This is a genomic window from Deinococcus aetherius (genome assembly GCF_025997855.1).
GTDB classification, from domain to species: Bacteria; Deinococcota; Deinococci; order Deinococcales; family Deinococcaceae; genus Deinococcus; species Deinococcus aetherius.
Window position 1 is genome coordinate 734,385 of the sequence record NZ_AP026560.1, and the last position, 22,919, is coordinate 757,303.

Annotated in this window: 27 protein-coding genes; 8 read left to right on the forward strand and 19 right to left on the reverse strand. The window is 71.3% G+C overall.

Annotated elements, in window-relative coordinates; translation table 11 throughout:
• Positions 1-31 precede the first annotated feature (31 nt).
• A complete protein-coding gene (locus DAETH_RS03840; protein ID WP_264776604.1) occupies positions 32-517 on the reverse strand; it encodes a RidA family protein in 486 nt (161 codons plus the stop codon).
• A gap of 76 nt (positions 518-593) precedes the next feature.
• On the opposite strand from DAETH_RS03840, the gene sdaAB reads away from it, so the two are divergent.
• Both sdaAB and DAETH_RS03850 read left to right on the forward strand, forming a co-directional pair.
• Complete coding sequence (gene sdaAB, locus DAETH_RS03845) at positions 594-1,259, forward strand: L-serine ammonia-lyase, iron-sulfur-dependent subunit beta (RefSeq protein ID WP_264776605.1); 666 nt, start codon at positions 594-596, stop codon at positions 1,257-1,259.
• Between the two features lie 122 nt (positions 1,260-1,381).
• Complete coding sequence (locus DAETH_RS03850; protein ID WP_264776606.1) at positions 1,382-2,275, forward strand: L-serine ammonia-lyase, iron-sulfur-dependent, subunit beta; 894 nt, start codon at positions 1,382-1,384, stop codon at positions 2,273-2,275.
• A gap of 363 nt (positions 2,276-2,638) precedes the next feature.
• Here the strand turns inward: DAETH_RS03850 and DAETH_RS03855 are convergent, their stop codons facing one another.
• The 6 genes from DAETH_RS03855 to DAETH_RS03880 form a co-directional block, all read right to left on the reverse strand.
• Positions 2,639-2,839 carry a hypothetical protein gene (locus DAETH_RS03855; protein WP_264776607.1) on the reverse strand — a complete coding sequence of 67 codons (201 nt, stop codon included), beginning with the start codon at positions 2,837-2,839 and terminating at the stop codon, positions 2,639-2,641.
• Between the two features lie 77 nt (positions 2,840-2,916).
• Positions 2,917-3,477, reverse strand: a complete 561-nt coding sequence (locus tag DAETH_RS03860) for a Uma2 family endonuclease (RefSeq protein ID WP_264776608.1) — start codon at positions 3,475-3,477, stop codon at positions 2,917-2,919.
• The gene (locus DAETH_RS03865; RefSeq protein ID WP_264776609.1) at positions 3,474-4,037 is read right to left on the reverse strand and encodes a hypothetical protein; all 564 of its coding nucleotides are present in this window, start codon (positions 4,035-4,037) and stop codon (positions 3,474-3,476) included. The genes DAETH_RS03860 and DAETH_RS03865 overlap by 4 nt, the downstream gene beginning before the upstream one ends.
• Positions 4,034-4,336, reverse strand: coding sequence for a PadR family transcriptional regulator (locus tag DAETH_RS03870; RefSeq protein ID WP_264776610.1), 303 nt, complete (start codon positions 4,334-4,336; stop codon positions 4,034-4,036). Before DAETH_RS03870 ends, DAETH_RS03865 begins: the two co-directional genes overlap by 4 nt.
• Positions 4,337-4,394: 58 nt before the next feature.
• The gene (locus DAETH_RS03875; protein ID WP_264776611.1) at positions 4,395-5,081 is read right to left on the reverse strand and encodes an HAD family hydrolase; all 687 of its coding nucleotides are present in this window, start codon (positions 5,079-5,081) and stop codon (positions 4,395-4,397) included.
• Positions 5,078-5,446, reverse strand: coding sequence for a histidine triad nucleotide-binding protein (locus DAETH_RS03880; protein ID WP_264776612.1), 369 nt, complete (start codon positions 5,444-5,446; stop codon positions 5,078-5,080). Before DAETH_RS03880 ends, DAETH_RS03875 begins: the two co-directional genes overlap by 4 nt.
• Before the next feature lie 67 nt (positions 5,447-5,513).
• Here DAETH_RS03880 and DAETH_RS03885 point away from each other — a divergent pair, with 67 nt between their 5' ends.
• A complete protein-coding gene (locus DAETH_RS03885) occupies positions 5,514-6,539 on the forward strand; it encodes an SDR family NAD(P)-dependent oxidoreductase (protein WP_264777388.1) in 1,026 nt (341 codons plus the stop codon).
• Between the two features lie 7 nt (positions 6,540-6,546).
• On the opposite strand, the gene nadE is transcribed toward DAETH_RS03885, so the two are convergent.
• From nadE to DAETH_RS03905, 4 genes are all read right to left on the reverse strand, one after another.
• On the reverse strand, positions 6,547-7,404 hold the full coding sequence (nadE, locus tag DAETH_RS03890; RefSeq protein ID WP_264776613.1) for an ammonia-dependent NAD(+) synthetase: 858 nt from the start codon (positions 7,402-7,404) through the stop codon (positions 6,547-6,549).
• A 35-nt stretch (positions 7,405-7,439) separates the two neighbouring features.
• Positions 7,440-8,381: an NADP-dependent oxidoreductase gene (locus DAETH_RS03895; protein ID WP_264776614.1), complete on the reverse strand. Its 942-nt coding sequence runs from the start codon at positions 8,379-8,381 to the stop codon at positions 7,440-7,442.
• 1 nt (position 8,382) lies between these two features.
• Entirely contained in the window at positions 8,383-9,009 is a 627-nt protein-coding gene (locus DAETH_RS03900; RefSeq protein ID WP_264776615.1) for an NAD(P)-dependent oxidoreductase, read from the reverse strand.
• Between the two features lie 180 nt (positions 9,010-9,189).
• Positions 9,190-9,570, reverse strand: coding sequence for a hypothetical protein (locus DAETH_RS03905; protein ID WP_264776616.1), 381 nt, complete (start codon positions 9,568-9,570; stop codon positions 9,190-9,192).
• Positions 9,571-9,718: 148 nt separating this feature from the next.
• Here DAETH_RS03905 and DAETH_RS03910 point away from each other — a divergent pair, with 148 nt between their 5' ends.
• From DAETH_RS03910 to DAETH_RS03925, 4 genes are all read left to right on the forward strand, one after another.
• Entirely contained in the window at positions 9,719-11,077 is a 1,359-nt protein-coding gene (locus DAETH_RS03910; protein ID WP_264776617.1) for an MFS transporter, read from the forward strand.
• Entirely contained in the window at positions 11,074-12,510 is a 1,437-nt protein-coding gene (locus DAETH_RS03915; protein WP_264776618.1) for a nicotinate phosphoribosyltransferase, read from the forward strand. The genes DAETH_RS03910 and DAETH_RS03915 overlap by 4 nt, the downstream gene beginning before the upstream one ends.
• Positions 12,507-13,433: an adenylyltransferase/cytidyltransferase family protein gene (locus tag DAETH_RS03920; protein WP_264776619.1), complete on the forward strand. Its 927-nt coding sequence runs from the start codon at positions 12,507-12,509 to the stop codon at positions 13,431-13,433. Before DAETH_RS03915 ends, DAETH_RS03920 begins: the two co-directional genes overlap by 4 nt.
• A 70-nt stretch (positions 13,434-13,503) precedes the next feature.
• Positions 13,504-14,415, forward strand: coding sequence for a ferritin-like domain-containing protein (locus DAETH_RS03925; RefSeq protein WP_264776620.1), 912 nt, complete (start codon positions 13,504-13,506; stop codon positions 14,413-14,415).
• A 66-nt stretch (positions 14,416-14,481) separates the two neighbouring features.
• Here the strand turns inward: DAETH_RS03925 and DAETH_RS03930 are convergent, their stop codons facing one another.
• Together DAETH_RS03930 and meaB are read right to left on the reverse strand one after the other, a co-directional pair.
• Positions 14,482-15,180 (reverse strand): TSUP family transporter, encoded by a 699-nt coding sequence (locus tag DAETH_RS03930; RefSeq protein WP_264776621.1) that lies wholly within the window; start codon positions 15,178-15,180, stop codon positions 14,482-14,484.
• Positions 15,177-16,154 (reverse strand): methylmalonyl Co-A mutase-associated GTPase MeaB, encoded by a 978-nt coding sequence (gene meaB, locus DAETH_RS03935; protein ID WP_264776622.1) that lies wholly within the window; start codon positions 16,152-16,154, stop codon positions 15,177-15,179. Before meaB ends, DAETH_RS03930 begins: the two co-directional genes overlap by 4 nt.
• Positions 16,155-16,227: 73 nt before the next feature.
• On the opposite strand from meaB, the gene DAETH_RS03940 reads away from it, so the two are divergent.
• Positions 16,228-16,965, forward strand: a complete 738-nt coding sequence (locus DAETH_RS03940) for a hypothetical protein (RefSeq protein WP_264776623.1) — start codon at positions 16,228-16,230, stop codon at positions 16,963-16,965.
• A gap of 7 nt (positions 16,966-16,972) precedes the next feature.
• Here the strand turns inward: DAETH_RS03940 and DAETH_RS03945 are convergent, their stop codons facing one another.
• From DAETH_RS03945 to DAETH_RS03970, 6 genes are all read right to left on the reverse strand, one after another.
• Entirely contained in the window at positions 16,973-17,536 is a 564-nt protein-coding gene (locus DAETH_RS03945; RefSeq protein WP_264776624.1) for a type I phosphoribosyltransferase, read from the reverse strand.
• Positions 17,537-17,631: 95 nt separating this feature from the next.
• Positions 17,632-17,793, reverse strand: a complete 162-nt coding sequence (locus tag DAETH_RS03950; RefSeq protein WP_264777458.1) for an aspartate 1-decarboxylase — start codon at positions 17,791-17,793, stop codon at positions 17,632-17,634.
• A 72-nt stretch (positions 17,794-17,865) separates the two neighbouring features.
• Positions 17,866-19,431: an Rqc2 family fibronectin-binding protein gene (locus tag DAETH_RS03955; protein WP_264776625.1), complete on the reverse strand. Its 1,566-nt coding sequence runs from the start codon at positions 19,429-19,431 to the stop codon at positions 17,866-17,868.
• Positions 19,419-19,739, reverse strand: a complete 321-nt coding sequence (locus DAETH_RS03960) for a hypothetical protein (RefSeq protein WP_264776626.1) — start codon at positions 19,737-19,739, stop codon at positions 19,419-19,421. The genes DAETH_RS03955 and DAETH_RS03960 overlap by 13 nt, the downstream gene beginning before the upstream one ends.
• Positions 19,739-20,029, reverse strand: coding sequence for a hypothetical protein (locus DAETH_RS03965; RefSeq protein WP_264776627.1), 291 nt, complete (start codon positions 20,027-20,029; stop codon positions 19,739-19,741). The genes DAETH_RS03960 and DAETH_RS03965 overlap by 1 nt, the downstream gene beginning before the upstream one ends.
• 166 nt (positions 20,030-20,195) lie before the next feature.
• Entirely contained in the window at positions 20,196-22,739 is a 2,544-nt protein-coding gene (locus DAETH_RS03970) for a BamA/OMP85 family outer membrane protein (protein ID WP_264776628.1), read from the reverse strand.
• Positions 22,740-22,919: the final 180 nt, after the last annotated feature.

Consider the following 22,919-nt stretch of genomic DNA (forward strand, 5'->3'; position numbering starts at 1 on the left):
CGGTGTCTTCCCTATTGCACATCAGGCGTGCTTACGTGGGCCGCAGCCACACCTCGGCCTCCACCTCCACCGGGATGCTCCAGGGCAACTCGGCCATCCCCACCGCCGAGCGGGCGTGCGCGCCGACTTCCGGGCCGAAGACCTCCAAGATCAGGTCGGAGAAGCCGTTGATCACTGCGGGCAACTCGGTGAAGCCGGGCGCCGCGTTTACCATCCCGAACACCCGCACCCACGCCGCCACCCGGCCGAGGTCGCCCAGTTCGCGCCTCAGGCTTCCCAGCACGGAGAGGGCCACCCGCCGCGCGGCCTCCTGCGCCTGCGCCGGGCTCACCTCGGCGCCGACCTTGCCGAAGGGCGGGGCGAGGGAGCCCTCTGGGCCCTGCGGCCCGTGCCCCGAGATCAGCGCCCGGTCGCCCACCACCCGCACCATCGCAAAGGGCAGCACCACCCCCGGCGGGAGCCGCACCGGCGGCGGCAGGATCAGCCCAAGGTCGCGGAGCCGGGATTCGGGGGACATGGCCGAGCATAACCGGCCCGGCGCCCCCGTCCCTCCGCCCCGGACATTTGCCTAGACGCCTCCCTATACTGGGGGCATGTCCCTGCTTGACATGATCGGCCCCGTGATGATCGGGCCGAGCAGCAGCCACACGGCGGGCGCGTGCCGCCTGGGCCTGGTGGCCCACCACCTGCTCGGCGAACCACCCCACCGCGCGGTGATCGGCCTGCACGCGAGTTTCGCCAAGACGGGGCGCGGCCACGGCACCCACCTCGCGCTGGTGGCGGGGCTGCTGGGTTACCGGCCCGACGACCCCCGGCTGCCCCGCGCCTCGCTGGAGGCCGAGGCGGCGGGATTGACCGTCGAGTTCCGTGACGTGGACCTGGGCGACGTTCACCCCAACACCGCGCACATCGACCTGCACGGTGCAGAGCAGGCAGTGACGGTGCAGGGCAGCTCCACGGGCGGCGGGGTGATCCGCGTGACCGAGGTGCAGGGGCTGGGGGTGAATCTCAGCGGTGCGAGCCCCACCCTGCTCCTGCGCTACGCCGACGCCGTGGGCATGATCGCCCGCATCGCCAGCACGGTCGCCGCCGACGGGGTGAACATCGCCACCCTGACCTGTACCCGGGAGGCGCGGGGCGGGCAGGCCCTCCTCGCCATCGAACTCGACGCGCCGCTGAGCCCGGAAGCCCTCGCCTTCCTGAACCGCTGGCCCGACATGAACTGGGTCCGGCCGCTGCCCAAGTTGATGGACGGCTGAGGCGCGAGCGGTCGGGGAGTCGAGGGGTCCAGGCGTCAAGAACCCGAAACTCCGTCCCCTTCCTCGGCCCCTCGACTTCCAGACTCCTCGACCTCCTCCCCAAGCCGCCAGGAGCCCCACCCATGACCACCCTCGAAGACCTGATGAACGCCCCCGCCCCCGCCTCCGCCTGGGTGCTGGCCCAGGACTGTGCGGAGACCGGGCTGGACCCGGGGGCCGTCTGCGCCGAGATGGCCCGCCGCATCGGCGAGATGCGCGCCTCCATTGAACGCGGCCTCAAAACCGACGCGAAGAGCATCACGGGGATGGTGGGCTGGAACGCGAAGGGGCTGTGGGACGCGCCCGACGTGCTGGGGGCGTCCCTTCTCAAGCGGGTGCAGGCCTACGCGATGGCCGTGAACGAGGAGAACGCCCGCATGGGCCGCATCGTCGCCGCGCCCACGGCGGGAAGCGCGGGCACCATCCCGGGGGCGCTCCTCGGCGTGGCCGACCACCTCGGCCTTCCCGACGAGCGGCTGGTGGACCCGCTGATCCTGGCGGCGGGGGTGGGGAAGGCGATCAGCAAGCGCATGTTCATCTCGGGCGCGGCAGGCGGCTGTCAGGCCGAGATCGGGTCGAGCGCCGCGATGGCCGCCGCCGCCGTCACCGAACTCCTCGGCGGCAGCCCCCGCGCCTGCGTCCACGCCGCGTCCCTCGCCCTGATGAACACCATCGGCCTCGTGTGCGACCCCGTGGGCGGCTACGTCGAGGTTCCCTGTGTCAGCCGCAACGCCTTTTTCGCCGTCCACGCCGTCAGCGCGGCGCAACTGGCGCTGGCGCAGCTCGAATCCTTCATCCCGCCCGACGAGGTGGTCATGGCGATGGCCTCGGTGGGCCGCCTGATGCCCGCCGAACTGCGGGAGACGGCGGAGGGGGGACTGGCGCAGACCCCGACTGGACTGGCCGTGACCGCGCACATGGAGGGCCGGGTCGAGGGCGAACTCCCGGGCGGGATGATCGAACTGCCGGTGGTGTGAGGAAACCGGGGATTTACCAGTCGCGCCCTGAACGCCTCCGCACATCAGCATGGCATTGAGCGGCACCTTACCGACTCAGGAAGACCCAGCTAGAACGCATATACCGAACCGCTGAGCGGGCGCTTCCGGGACGAGTGCCTGGACCAGCACGGGGCGTGAACGTGTGGCCCCAGGATGACAGACAACGGCGTCGGGCCGCAGCCCACCGGACGATCTGGTGCCGCAAGAGTGTGCCCCCCCTTCGGCGGGCCGAGGGAGGCTGCTGTGAGAGGTTCAGTCTGGATTACAAAATGGGGCAGGCTTATTCCCGTGCAATCCTAAATCCTCAGCACGACGGCTCCTTTAGCTCTTGTTTCCTCCGCCTCATTCGCCCCTTGACGCGCGCCTGAGCATGACGATGGCCGCGATGAGGCATAGCAGCCCTAAGAGGAGGGCGACGGGAATGAGGATAAACCACCAGAAACCATCCTCCCCCGAGCCCATCGTCGCCCCCCAAATTTTGAGCGCTCCGTAGAACGCCGCAACCACGCAGGCCAGGAACATCAGTACCAGGATGACCGGCATCAAGACCTACCTTCTGTGGAGCGTCTACAAGCACGGCGGCCGTGCCTGAAGTGCACGGGCGCGACCATCCGTGCAATTTACAGCACGCCCCGGTACATCTCGTCCAGGCTCAGCGAGCGGCCCAGGCAGGGCACGTCCACCCGCCCCTCCCCCCGGTGCTCGCGCATGGGCCAACCTTCCTCACCGCGCTGGTACTCCACGACGTACCGCTCGTCCTGCGACACGATGAGGTAGGTCTGGAGGGTGGGAATGGCCGTGTAGACGGCGTGCTTGTGGCGGCGGTCGTTGTGCGCCGTGCTGCCCGAGAGGACTTCGACCAGCAGGCAGGGGGACGTTTCGAAGTAACGATCAGGCTTCTCCTGGCCGCATACCAGCATCACGTCGGGGTAGAAGTAGCTCGCCGTGGCGTGGATATAGAGCTTCATATCGGACTGGTAGAGGCGGCAGCCCAGTCGGTCGGCGTCTGGGAAGAGGTGACCGATGATGCGGGTGCTGATCAAACCGTGCTCCCCGCTCGCCCCCGCCTGGGCGTGCAGCGGGTACACAAAGCCCCCCACGTACTCCCGCTTGTAGGGACTCTCGCGCTCGGAACGCAGGTACTCGGCCTCGCTCATGGCCTGGGGGGCGGCGTCCGTCATGGGGTTATTTTACGGTGGCGGAGACGGGTCCCTGCCGTGATGCTGAGCAGCCCCACCACGAGACACCCCAGCGAGAAGATCAGGCTACCGGTGGTGAAGGCGTAGGTCGCGAAGTCGTAGCTGGGGCTGTTCGTCAACGTACCGTCGGGTTCATGCCAGACCCCCTCCGAACGCACGAGAACACTCAGCACCCAAATCCAGAGCGGAGTGAGCGTCAGGATGACTGTCCCCAGCCAGAGCCTCACACGCAACCACCCCAGCGCGAGTCCGGTGCCAGTCAGGAGGCCCAGGAACAGCAGGTCGAAGCGAACCGGATTCACCAGACTCCAGGTGCCCAGCGGGTTGGTGTCGATGTGCCAGGCCGCCCGGGAGATCAGGACCAGCACGGCCAGCCAGCAGGCGGCCAGGGCCAGTGCGGCGGTCAGGGAGAGGAGGCCCTGCGAGAGCAGGGAGGTTACTCTGGCCCGGCGCAGGGTCCGCCGGATATCCGACGCCCACCCCGCATCCTCCACGCTCGCCGCCTCGTTCTCCATCCCCTTCCTCCAGTCCTCGGGCCTCATAGCAGGGCTCCTTTCCGGGGTGCGGCTGGTGCCCGCTCCGATTTCTCCCGCGCCAGCCTCAGTCCCTCCTGGGTCAGCGTGTAGACGTGCCGGGGCGGTTTGCCCGAATGCGGCGAGTCCTCCCACTCCGCCTCCAGATAGCCCTGCGCGTGCAGCCGCTGGAGGATCGGGTAGAGCGTCCCGCTTTTCAGCCCCGTCGCCCGGCTCAGGTCGTAGCCGTAGCTGGGGCCGGGGTGCGCGGAGAGCAGGGCGGCAAGGACGGCACGCGTGTGCGGGCTGGAGTTGGGGGAGCGGGCCATGTCTTATTTCTACATATATAGAGTTTGAAGTCAAGGGGAAGGGCTGCTTCCCCTCGGTTCAGGGGGGTGTCGTCAGGCCCAGCGCCTCCCGCAACTCGGCGTGGGTGAACAGCACCCGCGCGGCGCCCGCGTCCAGCAGCGCCCTCGCCCCGTCGGGGTGCGCGTGTCCGCCCGCGAGCAGGCCCCACACGGTCGCCCCCGCCGCCACGCCCGCCCGCAGGCCCGTCACGCTGTCCTCGACGACGAGGCAGCGGGTGGGATCAACACCCAGGGCCGACGCCGCGTGCAGGTACAGGTCGGGGAGGGGTTTGCCGCGCCCGCCGACGTGCGCCGGATCGTAGGCGTGCTCGCCCACCAGCTCGGCCAGGCCCGCCGCCGCGAGCTTGAGGTGCAGGCGGCCCCGCTGGCTGTTGCTCGCCACCGCGAAGGGGAGGCCCGACGCCCCCAGCGCCCGCAGGGTATCCGCCGCACCCTCGATGGCGGGGGTGGTCTGGAAGGCGGCGGCGAGGCGCTCGTCCAGGAGCGGGATGAAGGTGCCCGGACGCTCCCAGCCGTGCTCGGCGCGCAGCCAGTCGAACAGCGCCTCGTGGGTGCCGCCCACCGCCCGCGCCAGAAGGGCCTCCGGGTCGAGCCGCAGCCCGTGTTCGGCCAGCGCCTGGGTCCAGACCGCGTTCGCCAGCGCCTCGCTGTCCACCAGCACGCCGTCGAGGTCGAATAGAACCGCATCGAACTTCCCACCGCTCACAGAACGTCGCCCTCCGGCCCGCTTTCCCACCCGGCGAGGATGTGGACGTGGGTGTGGAAAACAACCTGCCCGCCGCCGGGCCCGCAGTTCACGACGAGGCGGTAGTCGGGCGCGTGCTGGCGGGCGACCTTGACCGCCGTGAGCCACAACTCGCCCATCTCGGCGGGACCGGTGATTTCGTCCACCCGGGCCGTGACCTTCTTGGGAATCACGAGGAGGTGGATGGGCGCCTTGGGGGCGATGTCGCGGATAGCGATGTAATGGTCGTCCTCGTACACCACGTCGCTGGGAATCTCGCGGGCGATGATGCGCTCGAAGAGAGTGCGGCCCTGGGTGGACTCGGGGGCAGGCTCGGCGTTGGTCATGCCTTCACTCTAAGGGGACGGTCGCCCCGGGAACGGCAGACTCAGGGACATGAGCCGACGTTCCCCCCTGCGACCTCCCAAACGTCTGCTGCTCGCCGCCGGGCTGGGGCTGCTCGCCGCCCGCCGGGCGCTGGCGACGCCCTACAACCTCAGCGGCAAGCGCGTGCTGATTTCCGGCGGGTCGCGCGGTCTGGGGCTGGCGCTTGCCCGCGAGTTCACGGCGCACGGCGCCCGGGTGGTCCTGATGGCCCGCAGCGCCGCCGAGCTGGGGCGCGCCGCCGCCGATCTGCGGGACCGGGGCGCCACCGTCCACACCGTGACGGGTGACCTGACGGTGGCGGCCGACATCGAGCGCGCCGTCGAGGAGACCGCCCGGGTGTACGGCGGCCTCGACGTGCTGGCGAACGTGGCGGGGTTGATTCAGGTGGGCCCGCTGGAGAACATGACGGAAGAGGACTTCCGCGAGATCATGGAGATCAACGCCTTCGCGCCCCTGCGCCTCACGCGGGCCGCCCTGCCCCTGCTGCGCGCCTCGCGGGGGCGGGTGCTCATCGTGTCGTCCATCGGCGGAAAGGTGGCTGTGCCGCACCTCGCCCCGTACTCCTTCAGCAAATTCGCCGTCACCGGGCTCGGGCAGGCCCTGCGCGCCGAACTCGCCCGCGAGGGTGTGGGGGTGACCACCGTTCACCCCTGGCTGATGCAAACCGGAAGCCCCCGCCACGCCCTCGTCAAGGGCCAGGTGAAGAAGGAATACACCCTCTTCGCCACCCTCGACAACCTGCCCGTCCTGTCCCTGGACACCACTGTCGCCGCCCGCCGTATCGTGAACGCCCTCGTGCGCGGCGACGCCGAGGCGATGATCGGCGGCCCCGCCCTGCTGATGCGTTACGCCCAGGCCCTCGCTCCCCAACTCACCGCCGACCTGCTCGCCCTGAGTAACCGCTTCCTGCCGGGACCCAGCACCGGGGACCGGGCGGTTCCGGGGGCGAGTGTCGAAACGCCCCTTACCCAGAAAAACCCCATCAAGCAGGCGGCGGAGGCGGAGTTCAACGAGGGGGGCAGCGTCACCCCCGGGAGGGAAGGGCCGTCCTGAGCCCCCGCTACCTGGGCGGGCGCGGCAGCCCCGCGTTCCCGGGCACCTCGTCGAAGGGCGAGACGGGTAGCAACCGCTTGTGCCGCGTCGCCAGGAACAGCTTTTCTACCCGCTCGGCCACCTCGCCCGGCACGTCGCGGCCCTCCAGGTAGTCGTCGATCCGGCGGTAGGTCAGGCCCAGCGCCACCTCGTCGGGGAGGCCGGGGCGGTCGTCCTCCAGGTCGGCGGTGGGCACCTTGCGCCAGGTGCTCTCCGGGGCGCCGAGGTGTTCGAGGAGCCTCGCCCCCTGCCGCTTCGTGAGTCCAGTCAGGGGCATGAGGTCCACCCCGCCGTCGCCGTACTTGGTGAAAAAGCCCGTCACCGCCTCGGCGGCGTGGTCGGTGCCCACGACAAGAAGGTTCTCCTGCCCGGCGACCGCGTACTGGGCGATCATCCGCTCGCGCGCCTTGATGTTCCCCCGCACGAAGTCGCGCAGGGGCTCTCCCAGCGCGTCGTGGGCCGCCTGCGCGCTCGCGTCCGCCGCCCCCTTGATGTTCACGGAGAGGCTCCGGTCGGGGCCGATGAAGGCCAGGGCGGTCTGGGCGTCCACCTCGTCCGCCTGCACCCCGTACGGCAGCCGCATGGCGATGAAGGTGCAGTCGCCGCCCTGGTCCCGCACCCGCTCGGCGGCGAGTTGACACAGCCGCCCCGCCAGGGTGCTGTCCTGGCCGCCGCTGATCCCCAGCACGAAGCCCCTGGCCGGAGTCTGCCCCAGGTAGTTCACCAGAAAGCTCACCCGGCGCTCGACCTCGGCGGCGGGGTCGATGTCGGGCTGAACGTGCAGTTCGCGGATGATGTGGTCGCGGAGGGCAGGGTCGGCGGGCATGGCGGGAGTGTAAACTGCCCGGTCCCAGGCGGGCTTTAATCCACCGTCACGACCACCTTGCCGCGCACCTCGGGTCCCTCGGCGTAAGCGTGGGCCGCGCGAATCTCCTCCAATAGGAAGGTGCGGTCGAGGGGCACCCGCAGCTCGCCGGAGTCGATCAGCCGGGTGAGCAGGGCGAGGTCGAGCCCGCGTTCCGCCGTCCGCACCGGGGCGAAGCGGGGCCCGGGGCGGCGCAGGAAGGCACGCACCTCGGCGGGGGAACCGGGAAAGGGCTTGGTGCTTACCAGCCTCCCCCCCGGCGTCAGGGCCGCCTCCACCCGCGTGAAGGTCAGGGCGGGCGGCGTGTCGAGGATGAGGTCCCACCGCCCGCTCCGCCCGCCCAGGTCGGCCTCCCCGGTGGCGAGGGCCTCGTGGGCCCCGAGGTTCCGCACGAAGTCGAGCTTGGCGGCGCGGGCCACCCCCGTGACGTGGGCGCCGAAGAGCCGCGCGAGACGCACCGCGAAGGAGCCGATGCCCCCCGCCGCCCCGTACACCAGGACCCGCTCCCCGGCGCGCAGCCTCCCTACCCCCCGCAGCGCCTGCAAGGCGGTGAGCCCGGCGAGGGGCACCGCCGCCGCCTGGGCCAGCGGCACGCTCTGGGGGGCGACGGCCACCCGGGACTGCCGGACCGTCACGTACTCCGCCGCCCCGCCGCCCCCGTGGCCGACGACGGCGTAGACCCGCTCGCCGGGGCGAAAGGCGGTAACCGCCGGGCCGCACGCGGCGACCTCGCCCGCCACGTCGAAGCCCGGCGTGAGCGGCAGTTGCAGCCTCCCGAGGGGGCCCAGCCCGCCCCCGCGCAGCCGCAGGTCGGTGCCATTGACACTCGACGCGCGCACCCGGATCAGCACCTCGTCCCCCTCGGGGAAGGGCCAGGGCACCTCCTCGGTCCTCAGCACCTCGGGTGGGCCGAAGGTGTGGAGCCGGGCAGCCCGCACGTCAGTTGCTGATGGCGGGCGCCTGCCGCACGAACTCGCGCCCCTCCACCTGATCGAGCATGAAGCGGGACACGCTCGCGCGGGTGATCTGGGTGCCGATCTGCCCGACCATCCCGACCCGCAGCGGCTTTTCCGGCCCGTCGCCGAGGCGCGGCACCCGCACGACCGTCCAGTCGAGGTCGCTCTCGCGGATCAGGGTCGCGTGCGCCACGGAGTCTTGCAGCACGTCGGGCTGGAGGAGCCGCAGCGCGACGCGAAAGATGTGATCGACGGGCTTGGGCTGGTCCCCGGCGAAGGGCACGCCCGCCCCCGTCAGCGTGATCAGGCGGCGGATGCCCTGCTCGGGCAGCACCTCGATCAGATGCCGCGCCGCGAGCGTCATCACGTCGGGCGGCCCGCCCCGCACCGGCCCCAGGGCGCTGAGCACCACGTCCGCCCCCTGGACGAGCCGGGCCACGGCCTCGCGGTCACGGGCGTCCCCGGGCACGACGGTCACGAGGTCGTCCTGGCGGTGAACGGCCTCCGGGCGCCGGGCGAGCACCCGCAGGCGGTGACCGCGCACGAGCGCCTGGTCGATCAGGAGTCTCCCCGTGCGGCCCGTGCCGCCGAGCAGGGCCAGGGTCGTCATGACTGCCCCCTCCCGGGCAGGAGGGACGGGGACACGAGGGGCAGGGGTGAATTCATGGTTTCGCCTCCGGGTGCGCCCCGAAAGGAGGAGCGCCGCGTCCCCGGAGTGTGACAGAAAGCGGGGGGCGCCAGAGAGGGGAATGTGAGACCGAAAACCTTCACGGAAGGCGCCGTGCCGGACCTACCGGACGTCCTCCTTCCCCTCGCCGACACGCTCGTTGGAGGTGTCCAGCCAACCACTCTTGGCGCCCGCGTCCCGGAACTCGTACAGCACGTTCACCGGGCGCTCGGCCCGCAGGATGTCGCAGGAGTACGGGAACCCGGCGAGGGGAAACCACCCCACCACGGACAGTCCGGCGAAGCCCCCGTCCGTCAGGTCCCCGGCGACCGGGCTCGACCACACGCCGTCGAAGAACGAGCTGAAGGAGCGCACCGCCCGGTTCTGGATGCGGTGGTACAGCACCGGGCCGGTGAGTCCGAGCACCCGGGTGGGCCGGGTCTCCCCGGGAAACGTTCGAGGGAGGACGAAACCCGGTACGTCAGGGCCGCGAAGCAGCGGCATGGTCGTCTCCTTGCCGGGCAGGACACCCCGGACGGGTCGGGTGGTGAACGGACGCCGACGGCCTGCCGCAGAGGTCGTGTTTCCCACTCTACATCCGCAGTTCATGCCTCCCCGGGCCGGAAGGGGCCCCGTATTAGACTTTCCGGCGATGACTCAGACCGTTTCCCCGCCCGCCGCCCTGCCCGTGGACGACGCCATCGACCGGCTGGGCCTGGGCCCCTTCCAGTGGCGCCTCCTCGCCATCTGCGGCCTGACCTGGGCGGCGGACGCGATGGAGGTCTTGCTGATGAGCTTCGCCCTCCCCGGCATCAGCGCCGCGTTTGGGCTGGGGCGTGGCTCGGCCCCCGCGACGCTCCTTCTGACCGCCACCTTCGCGGGGATGCTCGTGGGCGCCGTGTTCTGGGGCTGGCTTGCCGACCGCGTGGGGCGCCGCACCGTCTTCCTGACGACCGTGACGCTGGGGGTGGTGTTCGGCCTGGCGGGCGCCTTCGCCCCGGGGGTGACGTGGCTCGTCGTCGCCCGCTTCCTCACGGGTTTCGCCATCGGGGGCACGCTCCCGGTGGACTACGCGATGATGGCGGAGTTCGTGCCGACCGCGTGGCGGGGCCGCTTTCTGGTGTACCTGGAGAGCTTCTGGGCGCTGGGGACGGTCGCGGTCGCCGCCCTCGCGTGGGGGCTGAGCACCGCCTTCGAGCCCGCCGTGGCGTGGCGCTGGCTCCTCGCCCTCGCCGCGCTGCCGGGGGTGGTGGGACTCGTCGCGCGGCTGGGCATCCCCGACTCGCCCCGCTCTCTCCTCGCGCGGGGACGGCAGGGGGCGGCGCGGGCGGCCCTGGAGCGGGTGGCGAGGTCGAACCGGACCGCCCTGCCCGACGCGCCCCTGGCCGTGCCTCCCCCCGCCCCCCGGGTGACGCCCGCCGCGCTGTTTCGTGGGGCGGTGAGCCGCCGCACCGCCTTGCTCGCCCTGATCTGGTTCGGGCTGAGCCTGGGCTACTATGGCATCTTCTCGTGGCTGCCCTCCTACCTGCGGGCGCAGGGGCTCGACCTGGGGGCGGTGTACCGCACCTCCCTGCTCCTCGCCCTCGCGCAGATCCCGGGCTACGTCCTCGCCGCCTACCTCGTGGAAAAGGTCGGCCGCCGCGCCACCCTGGTCGGCTACCTCGCCGCGAGTGCGCTGGGGGCGTACCTCTTCCTGCTGGCAGACACGGCGAACGGCGTGCTGCTGACCTCCGCCGGGCTGTCCTTCGCGCTGCTCGGCGCGTGGGGGGCGTTGTACGCGTACACACCTGAACTCTTCCCGACGCCGCTCAGAACGACGGGCATGGGCTTCGTGAGCGGCATGGCCCGCCTCGCCGGCGTCCTGTCGCCCAGCGTCGGGGCGCTTCTGCTGACCGGGCAGCTCGCGGTCGCGCTCACCCTCTTCGCCGCGTGCTTCGCCGTCGCCGCCGTCTGCGGGTGGGCCATCGGGGTCGAGACGCGCGGGCAACGTCTCCCGGAGGCCGTGGGATGACCGCCTCGCCCCTGTTCACCGACCTCTACCAGCTCACGATGATGCAGGGGTACTTCGCACACGGCGTGCACGCGCAGGAGGCGGTCTTCGACCTGTACTTCCGCAGACTGCCTTTCCACGGCGGCTACGCGGTGTGGGCCGGGCTGGAACCCGCCCTCGATCTACTGGAGGGGCTGTGCTTCTCGGGGGACGACCTCGCCTACCTGGAGTCGCTGGGGCTCTTCACGCCCGACTTTCTGGAGGCGCTGCGCGGTTGGCGCTTCACGGGCCGGGTGACCGCCTTCCGCGAGGGCCGGGCCGTCTTCCCGCACGAGCCGCTGCTGACCGTGACCGCGCCGCTGTGGGAGGCGCAACTCGTCGAGACGGCGCTGCTGAACACCCTCAACTTCCAGACCCTCGTGGCGACGAAGGCGGCCCGCTGCGTCCTCGCCGCGTCAGTGAGCCCGCATGGAGGCCAGGTCGTCGAGTTCGGCGCCCGCCGCGCGCAGGGACCGGACGGGGCACTCAGCGCCACCCGCGCGGCCTTTGTCGGAGGGGCGGTCGGCACGAGCAACGTGGAGGCGGGGCGGCTTTACGGCATCCCCGTCACCGGCACCCACGCCCACGCCTGGGTGGAGAGCTTTCCCGACGAACTCGCGGCCTTCCGCGCCTATGCCGAGCTGTACCCGGACGCCACCACCCTGCTTCTCGACACGGTGGACACGCTGCGGAGCGGTTTACCGAACGCCCTGACCGTCGCCCGCGAACTGCGCGCCGCCGGACACGAACTGAAGGGCGTGCGACTTGACAGCGGCGACCTCGCGTACCTGTCGCGGAGTGTGCGGGCGGCCTTCGACGCGGCGGGCTTCGGGGACGTGCGGATCGTGGCGAGCAACGACCTCTCCGAATCCGTCATCGCCTCCATCATCGCGGAGGGCGGGCGGGTGGACGTGTACGGGGTCGGGACCCAGCTCGTCACGGCGGGCGGCGAGGGGGGCGGGGCGCTCGGCGGGGTGTACAAGCTCGCGGCGCTGAACGGCGTGCCCAAGATGAAGCTCACGGGCGAACCCGCCAAGTCGAGCCTGCCGGGAGCGAAACGGGTGTGGCGTGCCGCCGACGAGGACGGCCACTTCGCCCTCGACGTGCTGACCATGGGAGACGAGCCGAGGGCGGGCGAGCGGGTGAGCGACCCCACCAACCCGCTGCGCTCCATCCGTTTGCCGGACGATCTGACCTGGCAGGACGCCCGCGAGGTCGTGATGGAGGGCGGGCGGCGCACCGGGGTCCCGGAGACATTGCCCGAGGTGCAGGCGCGGGCGCGTGAGGAACTGGGCCGCCTTCCTGCCGGGACCCTCCGCCCGCTCAACCCCCACGTCTATCGGGTGAGCCTGGGCGGGGACGTGGCCGCCCTGCGCGACCGGGTGGCCGACTCGCTGCGCGCCCACGCGGGATGAGCGGGGAAGAGGGCTACGCCCGCTCGGCGGTCTACGTGGGCCGCTTCCAGCCGCCGCACCGGGCGCACCTGGGAACGGTGCTGGGCGCTCTGGAGGCGTTCCCGCGCGTACTCGTCCTGCTGGGCAGCGCGAACCTCGCCCGCTCCGTCCGCAACCCCTTCACGGCGGAGGAGCGGGCCGGGATGTTCCGCGCCGCCCTGCGGGAGGCCGGAGTGGAACGGGGCCGCGTCCTCCTCCGCCCCCTCGCCGACCGCTTCAACGCGGACGCCTGGGCGGCGGACGTGCGGGAGGCGGCGCGCGAGGTGCTGGGTGACCCGGCCCCCGCCCTCGTCGGCTTCGAGAAGGACGCGAGCACGGCCTACCTGCGTTGGTTCCCCGGCTGGGAGCGCCTTCTCACCCCGTCCGTCCCCGGCCTCAACGCGACCGACCTGCGCGCGACGTTCCTGACCGGGCGGCCTCTGCCGGAGGGCGTGCCCGAGCCCGTGCGCGCCTTCCTCGCCCGCTTCGCCCTCACCCCTGCCTTCAAACGGTTGCAGGTCGAGTGGGAGGCGGTGGAGGCGGCCCGCGCGTCCCTTCCCCCCGGCGCCGGGCTCCACGAGGAACGCTGGCTGTACGTCCGGGGGGAGCAGGTGTGGCTCCACACCCGGACCGGACCTATCGGGCGCGGGCTGTGGGAACTGCCGGGGCGTGTCCTCCCACCCGGCGAGCGGCCCGAATATCCCGCCGATGTCGTGATCGACCACCCCGCCCGCGCCCTCGTCGCGCCAACGACCGCGCACGTCTACCTGCGGCCCGTCCCCGACTTCCTGCCTGCGCGGCCGGTCACCCTTGCCCAGGCCCTCGTCCGCCCGCGCCGCTTTCACGAGGACCACCACGTTCTCATCTGGCGTTGGGTTGGCGGTCATCTTCGGGGGGACGGGTAGTCCAAGGCTCACGGACCCGCATAGAACTCGGTGAACCTGCCCGCACGAGCGGACATTCACCGGAGGAAGTATGAGCCACGACCACACCGACCAGCCCGCCACCGACCTCACCGTCAGCCGCCGTTCCGCCCTGGGCACCCTGGGCAAGTTCGGCCTGGGGGCCGCCGCCTTCGGCCTGAGCGCCCCCGGCGCCCTCGCCGCCCCCGCGAAGAACATCGACGCGGACGTGCTGAACTTCGCCCTGAACCTCGAATACCTGGAGGCGGCTTTCTACCTCGCCGCCGTGGGCCGCCTTCAGGAGCTGCGCCGCATCGGCGGAGGCGCCGAGATTCGCCTGCCCGCCGGGCTCGACCCCATGATGGGGATGCAGTTCAAGGACTCCAACACCCAGGCCTTCGTGCGCGACATCGCCGAGGACGAGCTTCAGCACGTCAAGTTCCTGTCCGGCGCCCTGGGCAAGGCCGCCGCGCCGCGCCCCGTCCTCGACCTCGCCGGGGCCTTCGACGCGGCGGGTCAGGCGGCCAGCGGGGGCAAGATCAAGGGCTTCAACCCCTACGCGAACGACCTGTTCTTCCTGCACGGGGCCTTCATCTTCGAGGACGTGGGCGTGACCGCGTACAACGGGGCGGCCACCCTGATCACCAACCCCGCGTACCTCCAGGCGGCGGCGGGCATCCTCGCCACCGAGGCGTACCACGCGGGCGCCATCCGTGGGGCGCTTTACATGAGGCGCCAGGAACTCGCGGCGGCGGGCCTGTACGTCGGGCAGGTCGTCCAGGCCATCAGCAACCTGCGCGGCAAGGTCGGCGGCGGCAAGGATGCGGGCCTGAGCAACAACCAGGGCGCCGTCATCGCCCCCACCGACGCGAACGGGATCGCCTACGCCCGCAACACGCGCGAGGTGCTCAACATCGTCTACCTCGCCCCGGGGGCCCACAAGGGCGGCTTCTACCCCAACGGGCTCAACGGCAGCATCAAGTAAGGCCGGAGGGGGAGGAGGGGCGTCCGCCGTGGGGTGGGCGCCCCTCCTCCGTTCCCGGGCCAGGGTTCACCCCACGCCCCGCAGCACGACGAGCACCCCTCCCAGCGCGGCGAGGGCCAGGATGGCCTGTCTGACCAATCTCTGCGGAAGGCGGCGGGCCAGCAGGAGACCGGCGAGGACGCCGCCGACAAGCCCCGCCAGCAGTGGTGGGCACAGGGGCGGCAGACCCAGGCTCAGCAGCGTGACGATGTTGAGCCCGAGGCCGTAGAGCTGGAGGGTGGGGCGCACGCTCGCCGTCGGCCAACCCGCCCCCACCGCGTACAGGGCGGCGGCGGGCCCGGCCAGCCCCCCGGCCACGTTCATAGCCGCGCTCACGATGCCTGCTCCCACGGCCCCCACCCAACCCCGCAGCCAGGATGGCTGCCACCCCAGCGCGAGGACGGCGGCACTCCCGGTCGTCAGCGAACCGGCGACGACCAGCAGGACCCGTGGGTCGAGTGGCCGCAGCCAGAGGGTGAGGAGCGGCGCCACGAGAAGAGCGGGCAGCAACAACCCCAGGGCGTCACGGCCCCGGGCAGAGCGGGCCTCGCTCCCCAGAAAGACGGCGTTGAGCACCAGGGACAGGAGGACGACCTGCCGCACCCCTTCCGCCGGGCCATAGCTGCCGATCAGGAACGGGGCGCACAGGAGGCCGAACCCCATCCCCGTGGACCCCTGGGCGAGGGCGCCCAGCCCGACCATCAGGACGACCAGCACCGAGTTCATCCCTTCCTGTCGCCCATCAACTCCCGCACCCCCTGCACCGGGGTCAGCCTGGCCGCCAGCACCTCCGCCCGCAGCGCCCGCAGCCGCTCGGCGTCCACCCCGGCCCGAAACTTGCGCCACGCCGCCTCCCGCAGCAACTCCTCGAACCACGCCCCCGTCTGCTCCCGGCGGCGGCGTTCCACCCGCCCCGGGTCCGAGCGGTACTCCTCCACCGCCGCCCACACCTCGTCCAACCCGGCCCCGGTCAGGGCGGAGGCTTGCAGGGCGCGGGGACGCCAGGGCGCGTCGTGGGGAGTCAGCAGCCGCAGCGCCGCCGAGAGTTCCCGCTGTGCACGGTTCGCCGCCGCCGGATTCGTGTCCGCCTTGTTCACCACGCACAGGTCGGCGAGTTCCATGATCCCGCGCTTGATGCCCTGGAGTTCGTCGCCCGCGTTGGGCAGGGTCAGCAGCACGAAGAGGTCCGTCATCGCTGCCACCTGCGTCTCGCTCTGGCCGACTCCCACCGTCTCCACCAACAGGACGTCGAAGCCCGCCGCCTCGCAGAGGGTGATCGCCTCGCGCGTGCGCCGCGCCACCCCGCCCAGCGTGCCGCCGCTGGGACTCGGGCGGATGAAGGCGCCCTCGTGCACCGTGAGGGCGGGCATCCGCGTCTTGTCTCCCATGATCGAGCCGCCCGTCCGCACGCTGCTGGGATCGACCGCCAGCACGGCGACCCGGTGCCCCGCGTCCGCCAGCCGCACGCCCAGCGCCTCGATGAATGTGGACTTGCCCACGCCCGGCACGCCCGTCAGCCCCACCCGGACGCTGCGCCCCGCGTGGGGCAGGACCTGCGAGAGGAGCGTCTGCGCCTCCCGCTCGTGGTCGGGCCGGGTGGACTCGGCGAGGGTGATCGCTTTGGCGAGGGCGCGGCGCTCCCCGGCGAGGAGGGGCGCGGCGAGGGGGTGCGGCGGGTCGGCGGCGGGTCCGGCGGGCATGGGGGCCAGTCTGCCGCGTTTCGGCGGGGGAGAGGGGTAGACACGACCGGGTGTGAGGCGGGTACAGTTCACCATGCTGGTCTTTACCCCCGAAGAGCGGGCCGAACTGCGCGAAACGCTGATCCGGGCAGCGCGTGCCGACCTCGACGTGACCGGACTCGCCCTGACAGGTTCGGCCGCCCTGGGGCGCGAGGACCGCTGGTCGGACATCGACCTCGCCCTCGGCCTCGCCCTGAACGCCGACGAGGGCGAGGTCGTCGCCCGGTGGACCGGGCGGCTGTACCGGGAGCACGGCGCCGTGTGGCAGGGCCGGGTCCGCTACCGGGTCTTCCTGCTCGCGGACACCTTGCAGGTGGACCTGAGCTTCTGGCCGCCGGGGGAGTTCGGCGCGACCGGCCCCGCCTTTCGCCTGCTGTTCGGCACGGCGGTCGAGCGGCCCCCGGGTCCCGCGCTGGCGGCCAGCGACCTCATCGGCTGGGCCTGGCTCTACGCCCGGCACGTCCGGTCGTGCCTGAAACGCGGCCGGGTGTGGCAGGCCGAACTCATGGTAAGCGGGATGCGCGCTCAGGTGCTGTCGCTCGCCTGCCTGCAGCATGGACTGCCCGCCCACCAGGGCCGGGGCCTGGACGACCTGCCCCCGGAGGTCACCGGGCCTTTCGCCGCCACCCTCGTCCGTTCACTGGAGAAGGCCGAGCTGGAACGTGCCTTCGAGGCCACCACCGCCCTGTTCCTTCGGGAACTCGCCCAGGAAGATGCGGCGCTGGCCGGTCGTCTCGCCGAACCGCTGGGGCTGTTGATCGGGCAGGAATGAGGGGAGGCTACTCCCGGACGCCTCCCCACGCCAATCCCTCTCCGCCCGCACACAACCGGCACGCTTCTGCCGCGAAAGTTCGGTAGGGATGTGCGGCGAGGGTAGTCACGGGCACCTCCGGCAGGGCAGCCCCATCACGCACCGCCCAGGCGCTCAGCCCCAGGACCTCGTGCCCCCGCTCCCGCAGCGAGCGGACGAGGACGCGGGCGTCCTGGCACGTGCAGATCAGGTCTTCTGCGAGAACCACCCTCTCGCCCGGCTCCGGGACGTGCATCCGGTGGAAGAAGGCCCCCTCCCCCTCCACGTTGAGAAAGGCGACGGGCAATCCCAGGTGCCGGGCGACGAAGGCCGCGAGCACCGCGCCGCACTGGCTCGCCCCGACGACGAGGGTCGCTCCCGGAAAGGCCCGCGCGATCTGCCCCGCCTGCGTCGCCGCCAGCGTGTCCAGCCTGGCCGGGTCGCGGGTCACCTCCCCCTTCTCCAGCCAGCCGTCGCCGTGCAGGCCGTTTCGGAAAGCGGTGTGTCCGTCGCGCCGCATCACGTCGAGAGTCACGCCCGCGCGGTAGAGCATGGGCCCGGCCCTGTCGTGCTCACTTGCCGGGAACAGGACAACGGGAAGCCTGACGAGCGCGGGTTTCCCGTGTCGGCTTCGTTCGCTCAAGCGGGTCAGAGGTTGAGCCCCCGGTTTTTCGTGTCCACGAGGACGACGCGGGGTTCCAGGGTACGGGCCTCCTCGCTGGAGTTGCCGTGGGCGGCGATGATCACGCTCCCCACATCGTCGGGGTCCGCCTGGGTGACGTTCGCGCGGTGAACCCTGCCCCTGAACATGATGTGCTCCACGGGCGGGGAGTCTCCGTGCCCGCCACGTCTTCGTCGTGACCAGAGCCTTGATGTGGCGGGTCACCCCGCCGCCGCGCTCTCCTCGGGCAGCGTGCCGTCCACGAAGACCGTCTTCTGGTCGGTGTAGTGGACCTGCCCGGCGGGGGCTCCCCTGGGCCGCCACACGAACTTGACCCGGGTGTAGTCCACCGGGACGTTGCTGCTCCCCCGCGCCTTGGAGTGGGTGGCAGCCAGGCGCGCGGCGTACAGGATGTCGGGCAGGGCGAGGTCCTTGCCCCCCGTCCGCACGAGGACGTGGCTGCCGGGGTAGCCCTGTGCGTGGAACCAGTAGTCGAGGCTGCGCCCGACGCGGTGCGTCAGGGTCGCGTTCTCCTTGTTGTTGCGCCCCACCAGCGCCTCGAAGCCGCCCGGTGTGGTGAAGCGGAGGCCGTACGGGCTCTTCTCGGGCCGCTCGGCCTGAAGGGTCTGCGAGAGCGCCTCCAACTCCTCCAGGCTCGCCGCGTCGAGTTGCGCGAGGCGTTCGCGGGCCTCCTCCAGCTCCGCGAGCAGGGTAGGCTCGCGCCCCGCCAACCGCTCGTACACCTCCTCGCGGCGGCGGGCGCGGGCGTAGCGTTTCTCGGCGTTCTGCACGGCGGAAAGCTGCGGGTCGAGCGAGACGGGCACCTCGCCGCTCCCGTCGAAGGCGGGCAGCAGGGCGGAAGGGGCGCCGCCTTCCACCGTGTGCGCGTAGGCCATCAGCAGGTCGGCCTCCGTGCGGTCCTGTGCCGCGCTGTCCAGCCCCGCCTCCGCGCGGGCCACGTCGGCGAGCTGGTTGGTGACGAGGGTGAGCCGCTTTTCCAGGGGCTCGCGCAGGGCTTTGCGAAGCTGGGCCGCCTTCTCCGCCCGCGCCGCCTCGCGCGCCCCCTCCCGCATCGTCCCCTCGCTGACGGTGGGGTCCTCCACCAGGGAACGCAGGGCCGCCAGCGCCTCCCGCCAGTGGTCCCCCGGCGCCTCGTCCGCTGAGAGTCCGGCGCGGCGGACGAGTTCGGCGCCGAGCAGCAGCCCCAGCCCGTCCACCCGATCCCGCCACCTGCCGATGGGGAGGGAGGCGAGAGAGCGGGCGTCCTCCTCGGTCACCGTGCGCGGGTCGAGCTTCTCGTAGGGGGGCGGCGGCGTGTAAATCCCGCCCGTCCGCACGGTGCGGAAGCGGTTGCGGCTCCCGGTGATCTCGCGGGCGGCGAGGACGATCCGGCCCTCGAAACCCCCGCCCGCCTCCAGCACGAGGAGGTTGGCGTTGCGGCCCGTGACCTCGAAGAGGAGCCGGTTGGGCGGCTGGTCCACGAAGCCCGTCTCACCCGCGAAGTGCAGCGCGAACACCCGGTCGAGCTTGAGCTGCTCGGCTTTCAACAGGTCCCCGCGCACCCGGTTCGCCAGGTACCGCTGGAACCCGTTGTGCGGCTCGCCCCGTAGCCGCTCGCGCGACAGGAAGACGACGGGCTGCGGCGGTCGGTACGAGAGCACGAGGTTTCCAAGGCCGTCGAGCAGCAGCGCGGCGGTCGTCTCGTCGGGGAAGGCCCAGCCCAGCGTGCGGGCGGGGAGGTGCTTTGACAGGTCCCGCAGCACCCGCGCGAGCATCAGCCCTTCCATGTGGAGCCCTCGCGGGGAATCAGTCGGTGGTGGGTCATCGGGGCATGGTAGCGGGTGGAGGAGGAAGACAGTCGGAGGGGCTGGCGCCCAGCCAGCGTCGTTTCGACGACGAAGTTGTGCTGCCCTTCGAGGTGTTCCTGCATGAGCCGCAGCGTCTCACGAGAGGCCCTCAGGTTAGCCTCGGGCGTAAAGCCCTCGCCGTACCCGGCGGTCAGCCGGTCGGGATCAATCGACCTGAACCTCATCGCCTGAACGAACGTGCTGTTGCCGGAGCCGTTGGGCACCGCGACCACGGTGAGAACGGGCATCAGCTAGCGGCGGGCGGGAGTTCCTCGACGACCTCGTAACGGTAACGTCGGAACGTCCCGGCCTCGTCGTACTCCTTGTGGCGCTTGACCTTGATGCGCCTGCCATTCGGGTACTCGACGATCAGGCCTCCCTCCGAATACACGACGGGCAACCTTTTCATCAGAAGGTCGGTCGCGTGCGGGGCGTACCCCGGGGCGCGCAGGCGCTCTCGCATGGCGTCGGGCAACGGGTCACTCCGGTACATGATCTTGGGATTCTGAACGCCTTGCATCATCGGGGCCGTTGTCATCCGGGTTCCTCCCTTCAAGCTTGGCACAGTGGGGCAGAGAGATGGACAGGGTGCCGGGCGAGATGTCGGGTTCCGCACTTCGCTCCAACGGAAGAAGTGGCCTGCTTGTCAGCCAAAAAGAGAGACAGGCCCCGCGAGGCCCGCCTCCCCCTTTTCCCGCTCCCACTTACCAGAAGTTGCCGATGCGGAAGTAGAACTTGCTGCTGGTGTTCTGGGGGCTGTAGCCGTAGTCGAAGCGCAGGCTGGGCAGCCGCGCCCCGCCGAATCCCAGGTTGAGCTGCACGCCCGCGCCGAAGCCGTAGTTCAGGCTGAGGCTCTCGTTGTCGTTCCAGGCGTCGCCCGCGTCGGCGAAGAGAACGCCGTAGACACCCTGGGTGAAGGAGTTGGTGACGTTGAAGTCGTAGCGGTACTCGGCGCTGGCGGTGACGTAGTTCGTGCCGAAAAGCTGGTTGTTCTCCAGGCCGCGCAGTTGCCGCGCCGCCACCGGAGTGCTGCCGCCGCCCACGTAGTAGCCCGTGCCGCTGGGGGTGGTGCCGTTGATCGTGCCCGCGTTGGCCCGAACGGCAATCGTCTGCTGGCGGGTCTGCACGCCGAAGCCCTTGTCGAGGGTGCGGCCCAGCCCGAAGTAGGTGCTCACGCCCGCCTCGATGTCCGTCCAGCCCACCGAGCGGTTCCCCGAGACGCCGAAGTTGTACGACAGGTCGGTGCTCGCGCGCACGCCCCGGCTGGGGAACTCGGGGTTGTCGGTCGTGTCGTAGTTCAGTCCCGTGCGCAGGCTGGTCGTGCGCGTGGCAGGGGTCAGGAGGGCCTGCGCCTGCTCGTCGGTGGTGGCGCTCATCTCCCCGCTCTGGAGGGGTTCGAGGAAGTAGGTGCGGTAGGCCGTGCCCACGCCCACCGAGCCGGCCAGGTTGCGAGTGAGGTTGCGCCCCACGCTCACGCTGAAGCCGCTCGTGCGCACGGTGTACTGACGGCCGGTATCGACGTTGGTGCCGGTCGAGGTGTCGTACAGCGGGTTGTTGCCCGCCACCGAGCTGCCCACCGAGGTGGTCAGGCTGGTGCGGTTCTGGCGGAAGTCGAGGAAGTTGAGATCCAGCCAGGGAATCGTGTACGAGACGTTGCCGACGAGGTTCTGCCCCGCGTCGTTCTGCTGGGCGCCCGCCGTCACGCTGACGTTGTGCCCCAGCCCGAAGACGTTCGGGTTGCTGTAGGACGCCTCGCCGCCGAAACCCGTCAGGCTGTCGTAGGACAGGGCCAGGCTCACCGGGATGCCCTGGTTGGCCTCCGCCACCGTGAGCACGTAGGTCACGTTCTCGGGGTTCTGGGGATCGTTGCGGACGTTCTCGCCCACGACCTGCACGTAGCCCAGGCGGCTCACGTTGGCGAGCCCGGCGCGCAGCTCGTTGAGGTTGAAGAGGCCCCCCGGCTTGGGCAGCTCGCGCAGGACCACCCGGTCCTGGGTGCGGTGGTTGCCCTGCCACTGCAACTCATACCCGGCGAGGCGCACCTCGCGGAGGTTGAAGGTCAGGGTGCCGTTCTCGAAGGTGATCGCGTCCCGGGTGCTGACCTCGTACCCGGCCTTGCGGTAGGCGTCGCGGATCGCCAGGAAGTCCTCCTGGGCGAGCTGGGGCGAGTACACGTCCCCCACCTTCGTCTTCACGGCGGCGGCGAGGGTGGCGGTGGGCACCCGGGTGTTGCCCCGGAAGGCGACCGTCCGCACCGGCCCGGTCGCCACCTCGGCGGCCCCGAAGTACACGGCGGCCTGCCCGGGGTTCTGGGGGTCGGGTTGCAGCGCGAAGCCCACCGGCTTGCCCGTGGCATTGGACAGCGTTCGCACGTCCGCCTGGAGGCGCGAGAGCAGGAGCGGCTGCCCTGCCCGCGTCTGGAGGGTCGGCGTGACCGTTCCGGCGGGCAGCCCCAGCGCGTCGAGGTTCACGGCGCTCGCCTTGCCCTCGACCACGCGCACCCGCAGGACGCCGTTTTCCAGGCTGGTCGCCGCCGTGTTCACGCCGCTCTGGAGGTACCCGGCCTCGCTATAGGCCCGTTGCAGGCCCTCGACGGCGGCGTAGTACGCGGGCACGGTGAACCGCTTGGCGTCGTAGATCGGGCGGAAGAGGTTGGTGACCGTCTCGCGGGGGAGCAGGGTCACGCCCTCGACCTCGACCCGGGTCACGGGCGCCGTCTCGTCCACCACGAAGGTCACGTTCACCGTGCCGTCGCGCTGTGTCTCCGTGCGGGCGCTGATGCTCGGCACGAAGGGAAAGCCCTCCGAGCGGTAGTTCTGCGCCAGGGCTTCTTTGGCCTGGTCGAGCCGCCCGGTGTTCAGGGTGGCGCCGGGCGCGATGTTGAGCAGTTCGGCGATGCTCGACTTGAAGCCCTCGGCGGGCAGGAACGTCAGCCCCGAGACGTCCACCTTTCCGATGGTGGCGTTGGGCGTGACGGTGATCACCAGCGTGTCGCGCCCGCCGACCGTCCGCAGGTCGGCGGTGGCGGTCTTGAAGTACCCGGTGGCGAGCACGTCCTGCTCGACGAGGCGCAGGTTCACGCTGGACAGCGCCGCCCCCGGCTGCACGCTCAGGGTCGCCTTGACGTAGTTCGAGAGCAGATCGTTGGTGCCGTTGACCACCACGTCCTGCACGGTGGCGGCGGTCTGCGCCCCGGCGACCGGAGCGGCGAGGACAATGGTGAGGGCGAGGGTGTGGGGGTGTCGCATGCTTCTCCTAGTGTGGCACGGGGTGGTGGCGCTCCCCCCGCGAAAGTGCCGCCGATGGACACGGAACCTCAACTTTCCCGCATGGGCGCTGAGAAAGGTGAAGGGGACTTGACGCGCCCTCCACCTCCGGGCCGTCCTGGCCGGGTCCGCACGCCCGACTTGAGCCCGAGCCCTCCCCAG